Genomic DNA, 14,242 nt, shown 5'->3' with positions numbered 1-14,242 from the left:
CCGCGACGGTTCGACGCATAGCGCAGGAGCGGAATGTTAGGCCCGGAAAACGCACTGAAGCGCGCATTGTGGCCGCGGAAATATTTACACCTCGAATCGTGTCCGGGGTCCTCAATTTCCGGCGTTTGATCGGATAACACCGGGCAATGGAGCGGACACGTGGACAAATGCGGAGTATCGGGTGCGACAGGCGATCACCGGCGGCAGCAACGCGCCCTGCGTCTGGTCTTCGAACAACGCGGCGACGAACTGAAGCTCGTCTCCACGCAACGCTTGAACATGATCGTGCCGCCTCCGCAGGCGCTCGCACCGCAGCGCGCCACCCGCGGCTCATGGTTCGAGCTGCGCGATCGCGAGGGCCGTCCGGTTTACCGCCGTACGATCGACAATCCCCGGCAAGGCATCGAAGTGGTCGCCGACGCACCGGGCGAGGCCTTGCGCAGGATCGACGACGACCAGGGCTTCCGCGCGTTCTTCGTGGTCGTGCCCGACATCGCCGACGCACGCAAGTTCGTGCTGCACGCCGAACCACGGCTGGGGAGCCGCGACGACGCGGCCAAAGCGGCGCGAAACGCCGCCACCCACGAGTTCGATCTTTCCGACATCGACAAGGGAGCGCAGTGACATGGGCGTTGCAGACGGCACAGTGATCGGCGCGGTCAAGATCGTCGACAACGGCGACCCCGCGGAACGCTTCAATCTGGTGTTGGTCGCCGAAGGCTATCGCCAAAGCGAATTGGGCAAGTTCGCCGCCGACGCCCAGCATTTCGCCAACGGCCTGTTCGACATCGCGCCATTCGACGACCACCGTTGCGCCATCAACATCTGGCGTCTGGACGTGGCCTCCGACGAAAGCGGCGCCGACGATCCCGTCGGCTGCGGAGGCACCGGGGCCACGCCAGACACTTATTTCGATGCGCGCTTCTGCAACAACGGCATCAGGCGGGCGTTGGTGTGCGACAGCTCATTGGTGTTGAGCACGGTGGCCGCCCACGTTCCGCAATTCCATTCGGCGCAGGTGATCGTCAATTCGGATGTATACGGCGGAACCGGCGGCAGTGTCGGCGTCAGTTCGACGGCGACCAAGAACTCGCTGGGCAACGACATCGACTGGCGCGAGATCATCATCCACGAGATGGGGCATTCGATCTTCGGCCTGGCCGACGAGTATTTCTACTACGCCGGTTGCGGCATCGACGGACCGTCGCAGAACCAGCATGACAATATCGAACCTTCGCAGCCCAACGTCACGATCTCGCCGACCGCCGCCGGCAAGTGGGACGACCTGATCAACGTTTCGACATTGCCGACCCAATCCAATCCCAACTGCAGCCAATGTCCGCCGGACCTGGTTCCCGAACCACCGAATTTCGTCGTAGGCACCTACGAAGGCGCCCATTACACGCATTGCGGCGCCTACCGGCCTTCCTACAACTGCAAGATGCGCGTGCTGGGCGAGCCTTTCTGCGCGGTCTGCCAGCGCGAGATCCACGAATTCCTGACCCCGTTCGATCCCGATTTCTGCTTCAAGTTCGACAGGCTGGATCTGTCGCGCTGGGTCGCGGTGGCGACGATACTGTTCGGAGTGATCCAAGACGGCGGTGGCGTCATCATCGTGGGGGGGAAACCCATTCCCATCGATCCATGGGGACCCTTGCGCCACAGCCTGTGGGCGGCGATGGCCAATCCGCACGACGCCTCGCCCGCCATGCGCGACACCATCGTCGGTCTGGCCATGGACCATCTGTCCTCGCTGGTATCGTCGGACGCGCACCGCAAGCAACTGCAGACGCAGACGCGGGCGTTGCTCAACGAGGCGGTCGCGGAACTGCCGACTTACGTGATCCGTTAGAGCCGAGCTTGCCCGGCTCTACAATGATCTTTCGTCCGCTACGTTTCGGCTCGCACCTCTCTTTCGCGGTGTAGCCAGCGGTACAGCACCGGCAGCACCACCAAGGTCAGGAAGGTGGACGAAACGATGCCGCCGATCACCACGGTCGCCAACGGTCGCTGCACTTCCGATCCCGCGCCCACATTGAGCGCCATGGGCACGAAACCCAACGAAGCCACCAATGCCGTCATCAGCACCGGACGCAGCCGGCCGAGCGCGCCGTCAACGATGGCATCGTCCAAAGCATCGCCTTCCTCCCTCAGCTTGCGGATGAAAGCGATCATCACCAATCCGTTGAGCACGGCCACCCCGGACAGCGCGATGAATCCGACGCCGGCGGAGATGGACAGGGGGATGCCGCGCAGAGCCAGCGCGATCACGCCGCCGGTCAGCGCCAGCGGCACGCCGCTGAATACGATCGCCGCGTCCTTGGCCGAACCGAAAGCCATGAACAGCAGCGCGAAGATGACGATCAAGGTGACCGGCACCACGACCGACAGCCGCTGGCCGGCGGAAATCAACTGCTCGAACGTGCCGCCGTAGTCGATCCAGTAACCGACGGGCACTTCCACTTCGGCCTCGATCCGCTGCCGCAGTTCGCCGACGAAACCGCCCAGGTCGCGACCACGCACGTTGGCCGTGACCACGACGCGCCGTTTGCCGTTCTCGCGATTGATCTGGTTGGGACCTTGCAAGGTTTCGATCTTCGCCACCTCGCGCAGCGGCACCGTGCGCGGTGTGCCGGCGTAGAAACCGCCGCTGCGGCTGGATTCGTCGGCGTTGTCGCTACCGCCCAGCGGAATGGGGAGGTCGGCGAGCGCGGCCGGATCCTGGCGCAGACGTTCCGGCAGGCGCACCACGATATCGAAGCGCCGGTCGCCTTCGAACAGCTGGCCGGAAACCTCACCCCCGACTGCGGTGGCGACGGTTTCCTGCACCACGTTCGGATTCAGGCCGTAGCGCACCAGCGCGTTGCGATCCGGCGTGATGGTCAGCAATGGCAGACCGGTCGTCTGTTCTAGTTTGATGTCGGCGGCGCCCGCGACCGATTCGGCCACTTCTTCGATGCGCTTTCCCACTTCCACGAGAGTGTCCAGATCGTCGCCGTACAGCTTGATCGCCACATCGGCACGCACACCGGAGATCAGTTCGTTCATGCGCATCTGAATGGGCTGGGTGAACTCGTAGTTGTTGCCCGGCAACTGCTTCACCGCCGCTTCGATCTCGGCCACGAGTCGATCCCGCGGCTTGCGCGGATCGGGCCATTGCGAGCGCGGCTTCATCATGAGGAAAGTGTCGGCCACCGATGGCGGCATGGGGTCGGTAGCGACTTCGGCGGTCCCCAGCTTCCCGAATACGCGATCGACCTCCGGGAATTGTTTGATTCTCGCTTCCAGAGTGGATTGCATCTTTACCGCCTGCTCCAGGCTGGTGCCGGGAATGCGCAATGCGTGCAGGGCGATGTCGCCTTCGTCCAGGTTGGGGATGAACTCCGTACCCAGGCGCATCGCTAGCAACGCGCACAACGCCATCAGCGCCATCGCGCCGGCCATGACCCACTTGCCGCGTCGTAGCGACCCTTTCAGCAACGGCGCGTAGCGGCGCTTGGCCCACTGCATCACCCGGTTCTCCTTCTCGTCGACCCGGCCACCGAGGAACACGGCGATCGCCGCCGGCACGAAGGTCAGCGACAACAGCATGGCGCCGGTCAGCGCGAGCACGACGGTGATCGCCATCGGATGGAACATCTTTCCTTCGATGCCGGTCAGCGCGAAGATCGGAAGGTACACGGCGGCGATGATGCCCAGGCCGAACAAGCTGGGCCGGATCACTTCTGCGGTGGCCGAAGCGGTCGCGTCATGGCGCTCTTCTTCGGTCATCACCCGACCCAGCTGGCGCTGCATTTCGCCGAAGCCGCGCAAGCAGTTTTCGATGATGATCACCGCGCCGTCGACAATCAGACCGAAGTCGAGCGCGCCCAGGCTCATCAAGTTGCCGGAGACGCCGCCGCGGACCATGCCGAACACGGTGAACAGCATCGCCAGCGGGATCACCGCCGCAGTGATCAGCGCGGCGCGAAAGTTTCCGAGCAGCAGGAACAGCACCACGATCACCAACAGCGCGCCTTCGACCAGATTCTTGGAAACGGTGGCGATGGTGCGGTCCACTAATGCGGTGCGGTCGTACACAGGTATCGCCTGCACTCCGGCGGGCAGGCTGGCGCTGGCTTCCTTCAGCTTGGCGGCGGCCGCCTGCGCGACCTGGCGACTGTTGGCGCCGACCAGCATGAACACCGTGCCCAGCACCACTTCCCTGCCGTTCTGCGTAGCCGCACCGGTGCGCAGCTCCGGACCCTCGCCCACTTCGGCCACGTCGCGCACGCGGATCGGCACGCCCTCGCGGCGATCCAGCACGATGTCGCGGATCGCATCCAGATCGGCGACCTGTCCGGGTACGCGCACCAGGAACTGCTGGCCGTTGCGTTCGATGTAGCCGGCGCCGACGTTCTGGTTGTTGGCGGCGACCGCGGCGACCACGTCGTGCAGAGTGAAACCCAAGGCCACCAGTTTCGAAGGTTCCGGCGTGATGTGGATCTGACGGGCGTAGCCGCCGATGGTGTTGACCTCGGTCACGCCCGGCGTGTTGCGCAGCTGCGGCCGCACCACCCAGTCCTGCAAGGTGCGCAGATCGGTGGCGTTCCACGGCGTGCCGTCCTTCTTCACGGCATCGGGTTTGGCCTCGACCGTGTACATGAAGATCTCGCCCAGACCTGTGGCGATGGGTCCCATCTCCGGTTCCAGTCCCTCTGGCAATTGCGACTTCACCTGCTGCAAGCGTTCGCCCACCTGCTGGCGCGCGAAATACAGGTCGGTACCGTCCTTGAAGGCGACCGTCACCTGCGACAGCCCGTAACGCGATATCGAACGCGAGTAATCCAGCCCGGGCAGACCGGCCATGGCGGTCTCGATGGGGAAGGTGACGCGCTGCTCCGATTCCAGCGGCGAATAGCCGGTGGCTTCGGTGTTGATCTGCACCTGCACGTTGGTGATATCGGGCGTGGCATCGATGGGCAGCCTGCTGAAGCTCCAGGCGCCCAGCGCGATCAACGCCAAAGTCAGCGCCAGCATCATCCAGCGATGGGCGATGGCGAAACGGATGATTCCTTCGAGCGCTCCTCGTTTCGTTTCCTGCGAGCGGTCAGTGGTCATGGGAAGCTCCCGACTTTTCGATGTCGGCCTTGATCAGGTAGCTCTGCTCGGTGACCACGGCGTCGCCGGCTTTCAATCCCGACAGCACTTCCACATGCGTGGCATCGCGCTTGCCCAGTTCTACGGGACGCACTTCATAAAGGTCGCCGACGCGGATGAACACCGCATCCCAGTCGCGAAAGTTCTGCAGTGCCGAAAGCGGGACGACCATGGCTGCGGGTTGTCGCTCGACCGTGATGCGCGCCTTCACCGCGGAACCGGGACGCCACAGGCCGTCGACGTTGGCGATGGTCGCGCGCGCCACGGTGCTCTGGCTTGCGGTGGCGGTGCCCGGCAGCACGCGTTCTAGCACGGTTTCGATGGTGGCGCCGTCGCTCATGCGCGTGACTTTGACCGGCACGCCGGGACGGATGTGCTGGGCGTCCGAACCGAAGATGTGCAGGTCCACCCACAGCGAGGACAGATCGGCGATCTCGAACAACGGCGAGCCCTCGCTCGCTACCGAGCCGACCGACGCATTGCGCGCCAGCACCACGCCCGAGATCGGCGCGCTGACGGTGTAGGTGGTCAGACTGAGATTGCTTTCGACCGAGGCCAGCGGTTGTCCCGCGCGCACGGAGTCGCCGACGTTCGCGCGCAGGTTGCGGATGGGACCTGGGAAGCGCGCCATCACGTTGGCGATGCGACCTTCCATCGGCGTGAGCAGGCCCTGCACTTCGTGTTCGTCGGCGATCACGCCGGGGCCGGCAGGTGCGACGCGGATGCCGGAGTCGGCGGCGGTCTTCGCAGCGATTTCGGTACGCCCTTCGTAGCTCGGGTATTCCCAGTGCAAGGTCTTGCCTTCGATTTTCGCCAGCACTTCGACGTCGAACGAATGCGGTTCGCCCACGATGCTGGCCGCCATCAGGCTGCCATCGGCCTGCGGTTTGAGCATGTGGTTCTCGGCGATGCCGCCGAGGCGTTTCAGTCTGACTTCGACGGTGCCTGCGGTCGCGGGCACGGGCTCGCCGCCCTCGTACAACCAGGCTTGATATTTCGGCGGCGTGCCGTCCTCGGCGATGGCCAGCTCCACCGCGTAGCCGCCCTGCTCCAACAGTCTTCCGCCGTGCGCCCCCTTTTTGGCTTCCTCGGCTTCCGCGTGCTCTCCGCCTTCCTCATGGCCGTGTTCTTCGGTCGCGTTCTTTCCGCAAGCGCCTAGCAGCAGCGCCAGCGTCAGTGCGCCGATCAGTTTCTTCACTTTCATGGTGTCGTTTCCTGGTTGATCTGCGACGCGGGGCCGGCGACGAACGCCTGACCGGTGAGCCGCTGGATTTCGATCAGTGCGCGCTGGGCTTCCAACGCCGCTTCAAGTTGTTGCTTGCGCGTGCTGGTGCGTTCGGATTGCAGCTGGGCCCATTCGAGGTAGCTGATCGCACCCCCGCGGTAGGCGCGTTCGGCCGCGCGCTCGGCTTTGGCCAGTTTGGGCAACACATCCGCTTGCAATCGCGACACTTCGAGCTGGGCGACGCGGTAGCGGCCATGCGCTTCCGACAGGGTGGAATACAACGACAGCCCCTGCGCCTCGCGTTCGATTTCGACCAGCGCCAGTTCCGCTTCTGCGATGCGAATATCGGGTTGGGCTCTGCGTGAACTTCCCAACGGCACGGAAACGCTGCCGACCAACGCGAAATCATCCGTCGCCTGCAGGCGCCGCACGCCGACTTGCCAGTCCAGGTCGGGCGTGGTCTGACTTCGCGCCAGTTGCAGGCGCGCTTCGCCGATACGCTGCTCATCTGCGAAGCGCGCCAACTCGGGCGTGCTGGTCAGCAACGCGTCGAGCGCGGCGAAATCCGCGATCTCCGGCAACACCAGCGGGTCGCCCGCCACCACGCCGAATGCGGGATTGCGTTCGCCCCACAGAGCAGCGAGATGCTGGCGTGCGGCTGCACTGCGTTGTTGGGCGCGGTCGCGGTCCAATTCGGCGCGCGCCAACGCGGCCTGCGCGGTCAGCACTACCGATTCGGGCGATGCGCCCGCTGCGAGACGCTGCCTTGCGCCTGCGACGGTACGCTGCCGCTGCGCGACATCCAGATCGGCGATGCGGCGCTGGTCCTGCGCCGCGCTAATGGCCAGGTAGCGACGCGCGACTTCGGCCAGCAGGTCGAGCCGCTTGGTTTCCCGTTGCAGCGCCAGCGAATCGATGCGCGTCTGTGCGAGCGCGCGGCGCGCATCCAGCTTGCCGCCGCGCTCCAGCACGCCGGCCAGGGTCAGGCTGATTTCGGCTTGCCTGAAACCGCTGCTGTCGCCTGTGCCGAACGCATTTTCGATCTGCAGGCCGGCGACCCAGACTGGCCGCAGCGCAGCGCGCTCTGCTTCGACCGACAACACCTTGCGCTGGCCGTCTATCAGGCGCAGATCGGGATGGGATTGGGCGACGCGCGCGAACGCCTCGTCCAGAGTCAATATTTCAGGCGGCTGCGCCCATGCCGACAGGCATGACGCAGCCGCGAAGACGGCCAGTGCCGTCGAACGCAACCACATGAGAGTTTCTCCAAAGGATCGATGACGAAGAACCGGCGCTTTGCCGGCGTATCGCGTCAGATCGCTATCGGAGGACGGAAATGATCCGTGCGCGGGGGCGAATGGGGCGCGGCGAACGCCGACGCCGGCACCGCATCGGTAAACGACGGCGTGTGCGCTACGAAGGGTGTGGAAAGGATCGCGGTGAGATGGCCGCAGCAGTGCGCCGCATGCATCAGGGCGTGCAGCAGGTCTGTGCCTTCCTGTTGCGTGCCCGACTCGTCGGCATGGTCGTGCGAGTCCGACGCTTGCGCATGGCCCGTACCGCCGCGACTGAACTCGTGCAGATCGCCAACCGCGGCGAATACGGGGTTCACCAGCACCGCAAGCACAAGCAATGCCAACGCGGGAAGGCGCAGCAACCTGACAATGCGGTAGCGGAGAATGCGGATCATCTAGTCCGCATGCTACGGGACGCCTCGCCTGTTAAGCAATCACAACGCTGATCAGTGCGTGGAACCAGAAGGAAGCGCGTGTGGGGGCAGGCCCAGGTGGGAGCGGCGTCCCGCCGCGAGCTCTGAGGCTTGTGGACGGATCCAGGGAACCCCCTGAACAACCCGGATGTCATCCCGAGCACAGCGAGGGATCTGCTACTGGTTTTTCGCTTCTCGCGAGCACGCAAGCAGATCCCTCGCTGTGCTCGGGATGACAGGATCAGTGGGGTTCGCACTTTTCCCGCACAGATCACGCATCAGAAAAAAGGGATGGCTGCGAAGCCATCCCGTTTCCTTATACCTAGCTAGTCCACCGAGGCTTACTTCAAGCCGCGATTCTCCAGCAGCGGTTCCACGCTGGGGTCCTTGCCGCGGAAATCGCGGTACAGGGTGGCCAGGTCGACCGTGTTGCCGCGCGAGAGGATCTTGTCGCGGAAAATCTGGCCGTTCTCCGCGGTCATGCCGCCGTGTTCCTTGAACCACTCGAACGCATCGTCGTCCAGCACTTCCGACCAGAAGTAGGCGTAGTAACCGGCCGAGTAGCCACCGCCCCAGATGTGGTCGAAATAGCTGGTGCGGTAGCGCGGCGGCACTTCGGCCAGGTCCACCTTGAACTTCTTCAGGGCGTCGGCTTCGAACTTGTCCACATCCTGCAACGGCGCGTCGGCCGGCAGCGTGTGCCAGGCCAGATCGAGCAGCGCGGCCGACAGGTACTCGGTGGTGCCGTAGCCGCTGTTGAACTTGGAGGCCTTCTTGATCTTGTCGACCAAGGCCTGCGGCATCGGTTCGCCGGTCTTGTAGTGCTTGGCGTAATTGGCGAATACCTTCGGATCCGAAGCCCAGTGCTCGTTGAACTGCGAGGGGAACTCGACGAAATCGCGCGAGGTGCTGGTGCCGGCGATGGACGGATACTTCACCTTGGAGAACATGCCGTGCAGCGCATGGCCGAACTCGTGGAACATGGTGGTGACGTCGTCGAAGCTCAGCAGCGCCGGCTGGCCGGCGGCGGGCTTGGTGAAGTTGCAGACGTTGAAGACCACCGGCTTGGCGCCGGTCAGGCCGTCCTGCTCGACGAACACGTCCATCCATGCGCCGCCGGACTTGCTGTCGCGCTTGAAGTAGTCGGTGTAGAACAGCGCCAGCGAACTGCCGTCCTTATCGAAGACTTCGTACACCTTCATGTCCGGGTTGTAGACCGGAAGGTCCTTGCGTTCCTTGAAGGTGATGCCGTACATCTGCGTGGCGGCGTAGAACACGCCGTTGTGCAGCACGTTGTCCATCTCGAAGTACGGCTTGATCTGCGATTCGTCCAGGTCGAACTCGGCCTTGCGCACCTGTTCGGCGTAGAAGTCCCAGTCGGATGCGGTCAGCTTGAAGTCTCCGGTCTTCGAATCGGCATGCTGTTGGTCGATCACGGCCTGCATCTTGACGATTTCGCTACGCGCCTTAGCGGTGGCGGCGGGCACGGTATCGGTCAGCAGCTTCAGCGCCTTGTCCGGAGTGATGGCCATCTGGTCGGCCAGGCTGTAGGCGGCGTAGGTATCGAAGCCGAGCAGCTTGGCCTTCTGCGCGCGCAATTGGGCCAGACGCTGGATGATCTTGCGGGTGTCGTTGGAGTCGCCATGCTCGGTGCGCGTTTCCGACGCTTCCAGCACCTTGGCGCGCAATTCGCGGTCCTTCAACGAAGCCAGCACCGGCTGCTGGGTGGTGTTCTGCAGGGCCAGCAGCCACTTGCCATCCAGCTTGCGTTCCTTGGCCGCGTCGGCGGCCGAAGCGATGTCGCCTTCGGACAGGCCGTCGAGCTTGGCCTTGTCGTCGACCTGCACCGCGCCTGCGGCCGCGGCGGCGACCAGCTTGTTGTGGAAGTCGGTGGACAGCGTGGTCTCTTCCACGTTGAGCTTGCGCATGACGACCTTGTCGGCTTCGGACAGCTGCGCGCCGGCGCGGACCATTTCCTGGTAATCGCGTTCGACCAGGCGCAGCTGTACGGGATCGAGCTTGAGCGTGGCACGCGCGTCGTAGACCGCCTTCACGCGCGCGAACAGTTTCGGATCCAGCGCGATTTCGTCCTGGTGCGCGGCCAGTTTGGGCGCGATCTCTTCCTGGATCTTCTGCCGCGCCGGATTGGTATCGGCCTGGACCAGGCTGAAGAAGATGCGGGCGACCCGGTTGAGCGTCTCGCCGGTGCGCTCCTGGGCTTCGATGGTGTTCTCGAACGTGGCCGGTTCGGGGTTGTCGGCGATCTTGCGCATCTCGGCCAGGTGCTGCTTCATGCCTTCCTCGAACGCGGGCAGGTAATCGGCATCCTTGATCTTGTCGAACATCGGCGCGCCGAACGGCAGCGTGCTGGCGGCCAGCAGCGGATTCTCGGCGGCGGAGGGAGCGGTGGCTGGGGTCTTTTCGGTCACGGCTTCAGGGGTGTTTCCGGTGCAGGCCGCAAGGGCCAGGCTGATGGCGGCGGCAAGAACGAAGTTGCGCGACATGGAACGCTTCCAGGGTCAGGGAACAAGTCGGCAACCCTAGCGCGCCGGCGGCGCTTGCGCATGTGTCGAAGGTGCGGCGCAAAGCCCCGGTTCAGTGGAAGCGGCGTGTGGGAGCGGGTTGTGGGAGCGGCGTCCCGCCGCGAGCTTTTCCGCTTTGCCGAGTGAAGAATCAAAAGCTCGCGGCGGGACGCCGCTCCCACGGTCATATAGCGTCAAACGGTACCGCGGTTCTTGCCCTGCCACGGCCGGTAATACTCGCGGATACGCGCCATGTCCTGCTGCAGGTTGTCGGTGGCCTGGAAGACCCGGTCGATGCCGATGATCTTCTCCGGATAATGGAAATACGCCATGACGATGGGGACGTCGGCCGCGCGCGCGATCTTCCAGAAGCCCGTCTTCCACTTCTCCACCCGCTTGCGCGTCCCCTCGGGGGTCAGCGTGAACCAGATGCGGTCGAAGTCACGGATGATCGCGATCGCCTGCTCCACCGTTCCCTGCGGCGAACTGCGGTTCACGGGTATCGCTCCCAACCGCCGCAGCAGCGGGCCCAGCGGCCACCAGAACAACTGCGCCTTGCCCAGCACCCGCACTTCCAGGCCCAGCGCGATTTTCGCCGCCATTCCCCAGTACCCGTCCCAGTTGGACGAATGCGGGGCCACGATCAACACCGCCTTGGCCAGATCGGGAATCGGGCCGACGATGCGCCACCCGCCCAGCCTCAGGGCGGTGCGGCCGAGCCAGCGGGTGAACCGATTGGGCTTCACCTGCGGCATCAACGGCGGGATGGGGGGAATCAGACCCGTCGCATCGCTCAATCGATCACTCCCTTGCTCGAACGTCCGCGCTTGATTTCGCCGCGACCGCGCTTGGCGTCCAGGCGACGCGCCTTGGCCGCACGCGAGGGTTTGGTGGCGATGCGCTTCTTCGGCGCGGTCAGGCCGGTGGCGATGAAGGCCGCCAGACGCTCGCGCGCATCCTGGCGGTTGCGGTCCTGGGTGCGGAAACGCTGCGCGTCGATCACCAACACGCCCTCATCGGTGATGCGGCGGTCGCGTTTGGCCAGCAGGCGTTCGCGTACCGGTTCCGGCAGGGAGGGAGAACCGGCCAGATCGAAGCGCAATTCCACCGCGGTCGAAACCTTGTTGACGTTCTGCCCGCCCGCGCCGCTGGCGCGCACGAAGCGTTCGACCAGTTCGGTCTCGGGTATCGCCAGCGTGGGCGTGATTTCGAGTGCGTCGCTCCCCATGCGCTAATTGTAGGCATGATGCGGCGCCCTGGCATCCGCAATCGGACGCGTCGGCGTTTAACCGCCCATTTACTTTCCGCTGGGCACTATGTGCGTTCGTCCATTCGCCCCAGGAATTCCCGGCATGTCGACCTCACGCCCGCGTCTGCGCCTGCTTCCGCGCCTGCTGGTCGCTGCCTGCCTCGCCTTGAGCGCCGCCGCCGCGCTGGCCGCCCCGCCGAGCGATGCCGATATCGAGCGCCTGCTCAAAGCTTCGCGCGCGCAAAGCATGCTCAACGCGATCCTGCCGCAAATGGAAGAGATGCAACGCCAGCAGTTCGAGCAGATCACCAGCGGCAAGGATTTGAGCGCCGAGCAGAAAGCCGAGGTCCAGCGCATCCAGTCGCGCACCAACGAGATAGTGCGCAAGGCCCTGGCCTGGGAAGAGATGCGTCCCCTCTATATCGACGTCTACAAACAGACCTTCAGTGCCGAGGACGTCAGGGCCATGGCCAAGTTCTACGAGAGTCCGGCCGGGAAAAACCTGCTGGACAAGACGCCGTTGCTGATGCAGAACCTGATGGGCGCGATCCAGAAGAAGATCATTCCGATGATGGAGGAGCTGCAGACCGAGCTGAAGGAATCGACCAAGGAAACGCCGGCGCCCGAAGTCACTCCGCCCGCGAAGAAGAAGAAAAAGCGGTAGCCGTTCCTACAGTTCCAATTCGGCCTTGGGCGGCAGGCGCCAGTCGATCGCTGTTTTGCCTTTCTGCGCGAGGAATTGGTTGGTGGCCGAGAAGTGCTTGCAACCTAGGAATCCGCGGTGCGCCGAGAGCGGCGAAGGATGCGGCGCGCGCAGCACGCGATGGCGCCGTGCATCGATCACCTTGCCCTTGGCCTGCGCATAACTTCCCCACAGCAGAAACACCAGGTCTTCGCGTTCGCTGGCCAGTATTTCGATCGCGCGGTCGGTGAATCCTTCCCAGCCCTTGCCCTGATGCGCACCGGCGCGCCCTTCTTCGACGGTCAACACCGAATTCAACAGCAGCACGCCCTGCCGCGCCCACGGCAACAGGCAACCGTGGTCCGGACGCGCGATGCCCAGGTCGCTGTTTATTTCCTTGAAGATGTTGTCCAGCGACGGCGGCACCGGCACGCCGGGCAGCACCGAAAAGCACAACCCGTGCGCCTGCCCTGCCCCGTGATAGGGGTCCTGCCCGAGAATCACCACTTTCACTTCCTGGAAGGGCGTGGCGTCGAAAGCCGCGAAGATCTGCGGACCGGGAGGGAAGAGGGTCGCGCCCGCCTGTTTCCGCTGGCGGAGGAACGCCGACAGTTCGCGCATCTCCGGACGCTGTAGCCAGTCGCCGACCTTGGCCTTCCAGGAAGCTTCGAGTTTGATGTGGTCGTTGTCGGGCATGAGGAAGAGGAAATTCGATGCGCTTGTTGGTTGGAATCGTCATCCCAGCGAACGCTGGGATCCACTTTGACTTTGGCTCTGCGCGATGCGGGTAAGCGCGAAAATCAAAATGGATCCCAGCGTTCGCTGGGATGACGTCATGAAGTTCGGGTACGCCGCAGGAGCATCACACAGACTCAGACCAGCGCGCGCGTTTCGTCCATGCCGGCCACGCGCAGCTGGAACAGCACTTTGGTGATCAGCAGGCGTTCTTCGATGGGCTTGAGCACCAGGTCGTTGGCGCCGGCCTGCAGCAATTCGGACTGGTTGTTGCGGTTGTCGTCGCCGGTCATCACCAGGATGGGCAGGCGGCGCTTGCCGTAAGCGAAGTCGACGCGGACGCGCTGCACCACGTCGCGGCCGCTGAGTTCGCCCTTCAGGGTCACGTCGGTCAGCACGAGGTCGAAGCGGTGGGTGGAAAGGCCCAGCGATTCGGCGGTGAGCAAGGCGAAGGCGTCTTCGGCCTTGAGCACGTGGACGACCTTGAGGTCGTGCCGTTCCAGCATGCGTTTGGTGGTTTCGGCCACTACCCGGCTGTCTTCCACGTACAGCACCGTAGCGCCCACCACCGCCTGCGGCTGCACGTAGCCACAGATGAAGGCGGCGAGCGCCTCATGGCCCAGCGCTTTATCGAAGTAGTCGGTGACGTACTCGGTGAAGCGGCGTTCGACCAGATGCTGTTGCGCATCGCCGGAGACCACGATCACCGGCACGTAAGCCTGGCCGGCCGCTTCGCGCACCGCGCGCGCGATCTCGAGCCCGTCGCCGTCCTTCAGCGCGAGCGAGGTGGTGACCAGGTGTACCGCGCCTTCCTCCAATGCCTTGCGCGCTTCGGCGATGCTGGCGCAGCCGATCACTTCCACGCCGGGCAGCTCGCGCTTCAGCACGTCGGCGATCATCTTGCGCACCATCTTCGAGCCATCGACCACCATCACCCGCGGGGTGTCGCTGATCAGATGTCGAAGCTCCTGCGAATGCATAG

12 protein-coding genes are annotated in these 14,242 nt (G+C 64.3%); 3 read left to right on the top strand and 9 right to left on the bottom strand.

The annotated features are described in order from the left end of the window. Positions 1-159: 159 nt before the first annotated feature. Positions 160-624 (top strand): hypothetical protein, encoded by a 465-nt coding sequence (locus J2W94_RS11500; RefSeq protein ID WP_310093347.1) that lies wholly within the window; start codon positions 160-162, stop codon positions 622-624. A 1-nt stretch (position 625) separates the two neighbouring features. Next, positions 626-1,852, top strand: coding sequence for a M64 family metallopeptidase (locus tag J2W94_RS11495; RefSeq protein ID WP_310093345.1), 1,227 nt, complete (start codon positions 626-628; stop codon positions 1,850-1,852). Between the two features lie 38 nt (positions 1,853-1,890). Here the strand turns inward: J2W94_RS11495 and J2W94_RS11490 are convergent, their stop codons facing one another. The 7 genes from J2W94_RS11490 to arfB all read right to left on the bottom strand — a co-directional run bounded on the left by J2W94_RS11490 (position 1,891) and on the right by arfB (position 11,822). Next, a complete protein-coding gene (locus tag J2W94_RS11490) occupies positions 1,891-5,100 on the bottom strand; it encodes an efflux RND transporter permease subunit (RefSeq protein WP_310093343.1) in 3,210 nt (1,069 codons plus the stop codon). Further along, positions 5,090-6,343, bottom strand: coding sequence for an efflux RND transporter periplasmic adaptor subunit (locus tag J2W94_RS11485; protein ID WP_310093341.1), 1,254 nt, complete (start codon positions 6,341-6,343; stop codon positions 5,090-5,092). The genes J2W94_RS11490 and J2W94_RS11485 overlap by 11 nt, the downstream gene beginning before the upstream one ends. Beyond that, positions 6,340-7,620, bottom strand: a complete 1,281-nt coding sequence (locus J2W94_RS11480) for a TolC family protein (protein ID WP_310093338.1) — start codon at positions 7,618-7,620, stop codon at positions 6,340-6,342. Before J2W94_RS11480 ends, J2W94_RS11485 begins: the two co-directional genes overlap by 4 nt. A 56-nt stretch (positions 7,621-7,676) precedes the next feature. Beyond that, positions 7,677-8,054, bottom strand: a complete 378-nt coding sequence (locus J2W94_RS11475; protein WP_310093335.1) for a hypothetical protein — start codon at positions 8,052-8,054, stop codon at positions 7,677-7,679. A gap of 359 nt (positions 8,055-8,413) precedes the next feature. Further along, a complete protein-coding gene (gene dcp / locus J2W94_RS11470) occupies positions 8,414-10,576 on the bottom strand; it encodes a peptidyl-dipeptidase Dcp (protein ID WP_310093332.1) in 2,163 nt (720 codons plus the stop codon). Positions 10,577-10,788: 212 nt separating this feature from the next. Further along, positions 10,789-11,391, bottom strand: coding sequence for a lysophospholipid acyltransferase family protein (locus J2W94_RS11465; RefSeq protein ID WP_310093330.1), 603 nt, complete (start codon positions 11,389-11,391; stop codon positions 10,789-10,791). Continuing rightward, on the bottom strand, positions 11,388-11,822 hold the full coding sequence (gene arfB, locus J2W94_RS11460) for an alternative ribosome rescue aminoacyl-tRNA hydrolase ArfB (RefSeq protein ID WP_310093328.1): 435 nt from the start codon (positions 11,820-11,822) through the stop codon (positions 11,388-11,390). Before arfB ends, J2W94_RS11465 begins: the two co-directional genes overlap by 4 nt. A 124-nt stretch (positions 11,823-11,946) precedes the next feature. On the opposite strand from arfB, the gene J2W94_RS11455 reads away from it, so the two are divergent. Next, the gene (locus J2W94_RS11455; RefSeq protein WP_310093326.1) at positions 11,947-12,507 is read left to right on the top strand and encodes a DUF2059 domain-containing protein; all 561 of its coding nucleotides are present in this window, start codon (positions 11,947-11,949) and stop codon (positions 12,505-12,507) included. 6 nt (positions 12,508-12,513) lie between these two features. Here the strand turns inward: J2W94_RS11455 and ung are convergent, their stop codons facing one another. Together ung and J2W94_RS11445 are read right to left on the bottom strand one after the other, a co-directional pair. Continuing rightward, the gene (ung, locus tag J2W94_RS11450) at positions 12,514-13,221 is read right to left on the bottom strand and encodes a uracil-DNA glycosylase (protein ID WP_310093324.1); all 708 of its coding nucleotides are present in this window, start codon (positions 13,219-13,221) and stop codon (positions 12,514-12,516) included. 176 nt (positions 13,222-13,397) lie between these two features. Further along, the gene (locus J2W94_RS11445) at positions 13,398-14,240 is read right to left on the bottom strand and encodes a response regulator (RefSeq protein ID WP_310093321.1); all 843 of its coding nucleotides are present in this window, start codon (positions 14,238-14,240) and stop codon (positions 13,398-13,400) included. Between the last annotated feature and the right edge of the window lie 2 nt (positions 14,241-14,242).

The organism is Pseudoxanthomonas sacheonensis, from assembly GCF_031455975.1.
GTDB classification, from domain to species: domain Bacteria; phylum Pseudomonadota; class Gammaproteobacteria; order Xanthomonadales; family Xanthomonadaceae; genus Pseudoxanthomonas_A; species Pseudoxanthomonas_A sacheonensis_A.
This window is presented reverse-complemented; position numbering and strand designations above follow the sequence as displayed.

Bases quoted from the DNA above. Each gene is read 5' to 3' on its own strand.
- ung (WP_310093324.1), bottom strand. From the start codon at position 13,221: ATGCCCGACAACGACCACATCAAACTCGAAGCTTCCTGGAAGGCCAAG.
- J2W94_RS11475 (WP_310093335.1), bottom strand. From the start codon at position 8,054: ATGATCCGCATTCTCCGCTACCGCATTGTCAGGTTGCTGCGCCTTCCC.
- J2W94_RS11495 (WP_310093345.1), top strand. From the start codon at position 626: ATGGGCGTTGCAGACGGCACAGTGATCGGCGCGGTCAAGATCGTCGAC.
- J2W94_RS11455 (WP_310093326.1), top strand. From the start codon at position 11,947: ATGTCGACCTCACGCCCGCGTCTGCGCCTGCTTCCGCGCCTGCTGGTC.
- J2W94_RS11490 (WP_310093343.1), bottom strand. From the start codon at position 5,100: ATGACCACTGACCGCTCGCAGGAAACGAAACGAGGAGCGCTCGAAGGA.
- J2W94_RS11445 (WP_310093321.1), bottom strand. From the start codon at position 14,240: ATGCATTCGCAGGAGCTTCGACATCTGATCAGCGACACCCCGCGGGTG.
- arfB (WP_310093328.1), bottom strand. From the start codon at position 11,822: ATGGGGAGCGACGCACTCGAAATCACGCCCACGCTGGCGATACCCGAG.
- J2W94_RS11485 (WP_310093341.1), bottom strand. From the start codon at position 6,343: ATGAAAGTGAAGAAACTGATCGGCGCACTGACGCTGGCGCTGCTGCTA.
- dcp (WP_310093332.1), bottom strand. From the start codon at position 10,576: ATGTCGCGCAACTTCGTTCTTGCCGCCGCCATCAGCCTGGCCCTTGCG.
- J2W94_RS11480 (WP_310093338.1), bottom strand. From the start codon at position 7,620: ATGTGGTTGCGTTCGACGGCACTGGCCGTCTTCGCGGCTGCGTCATGC.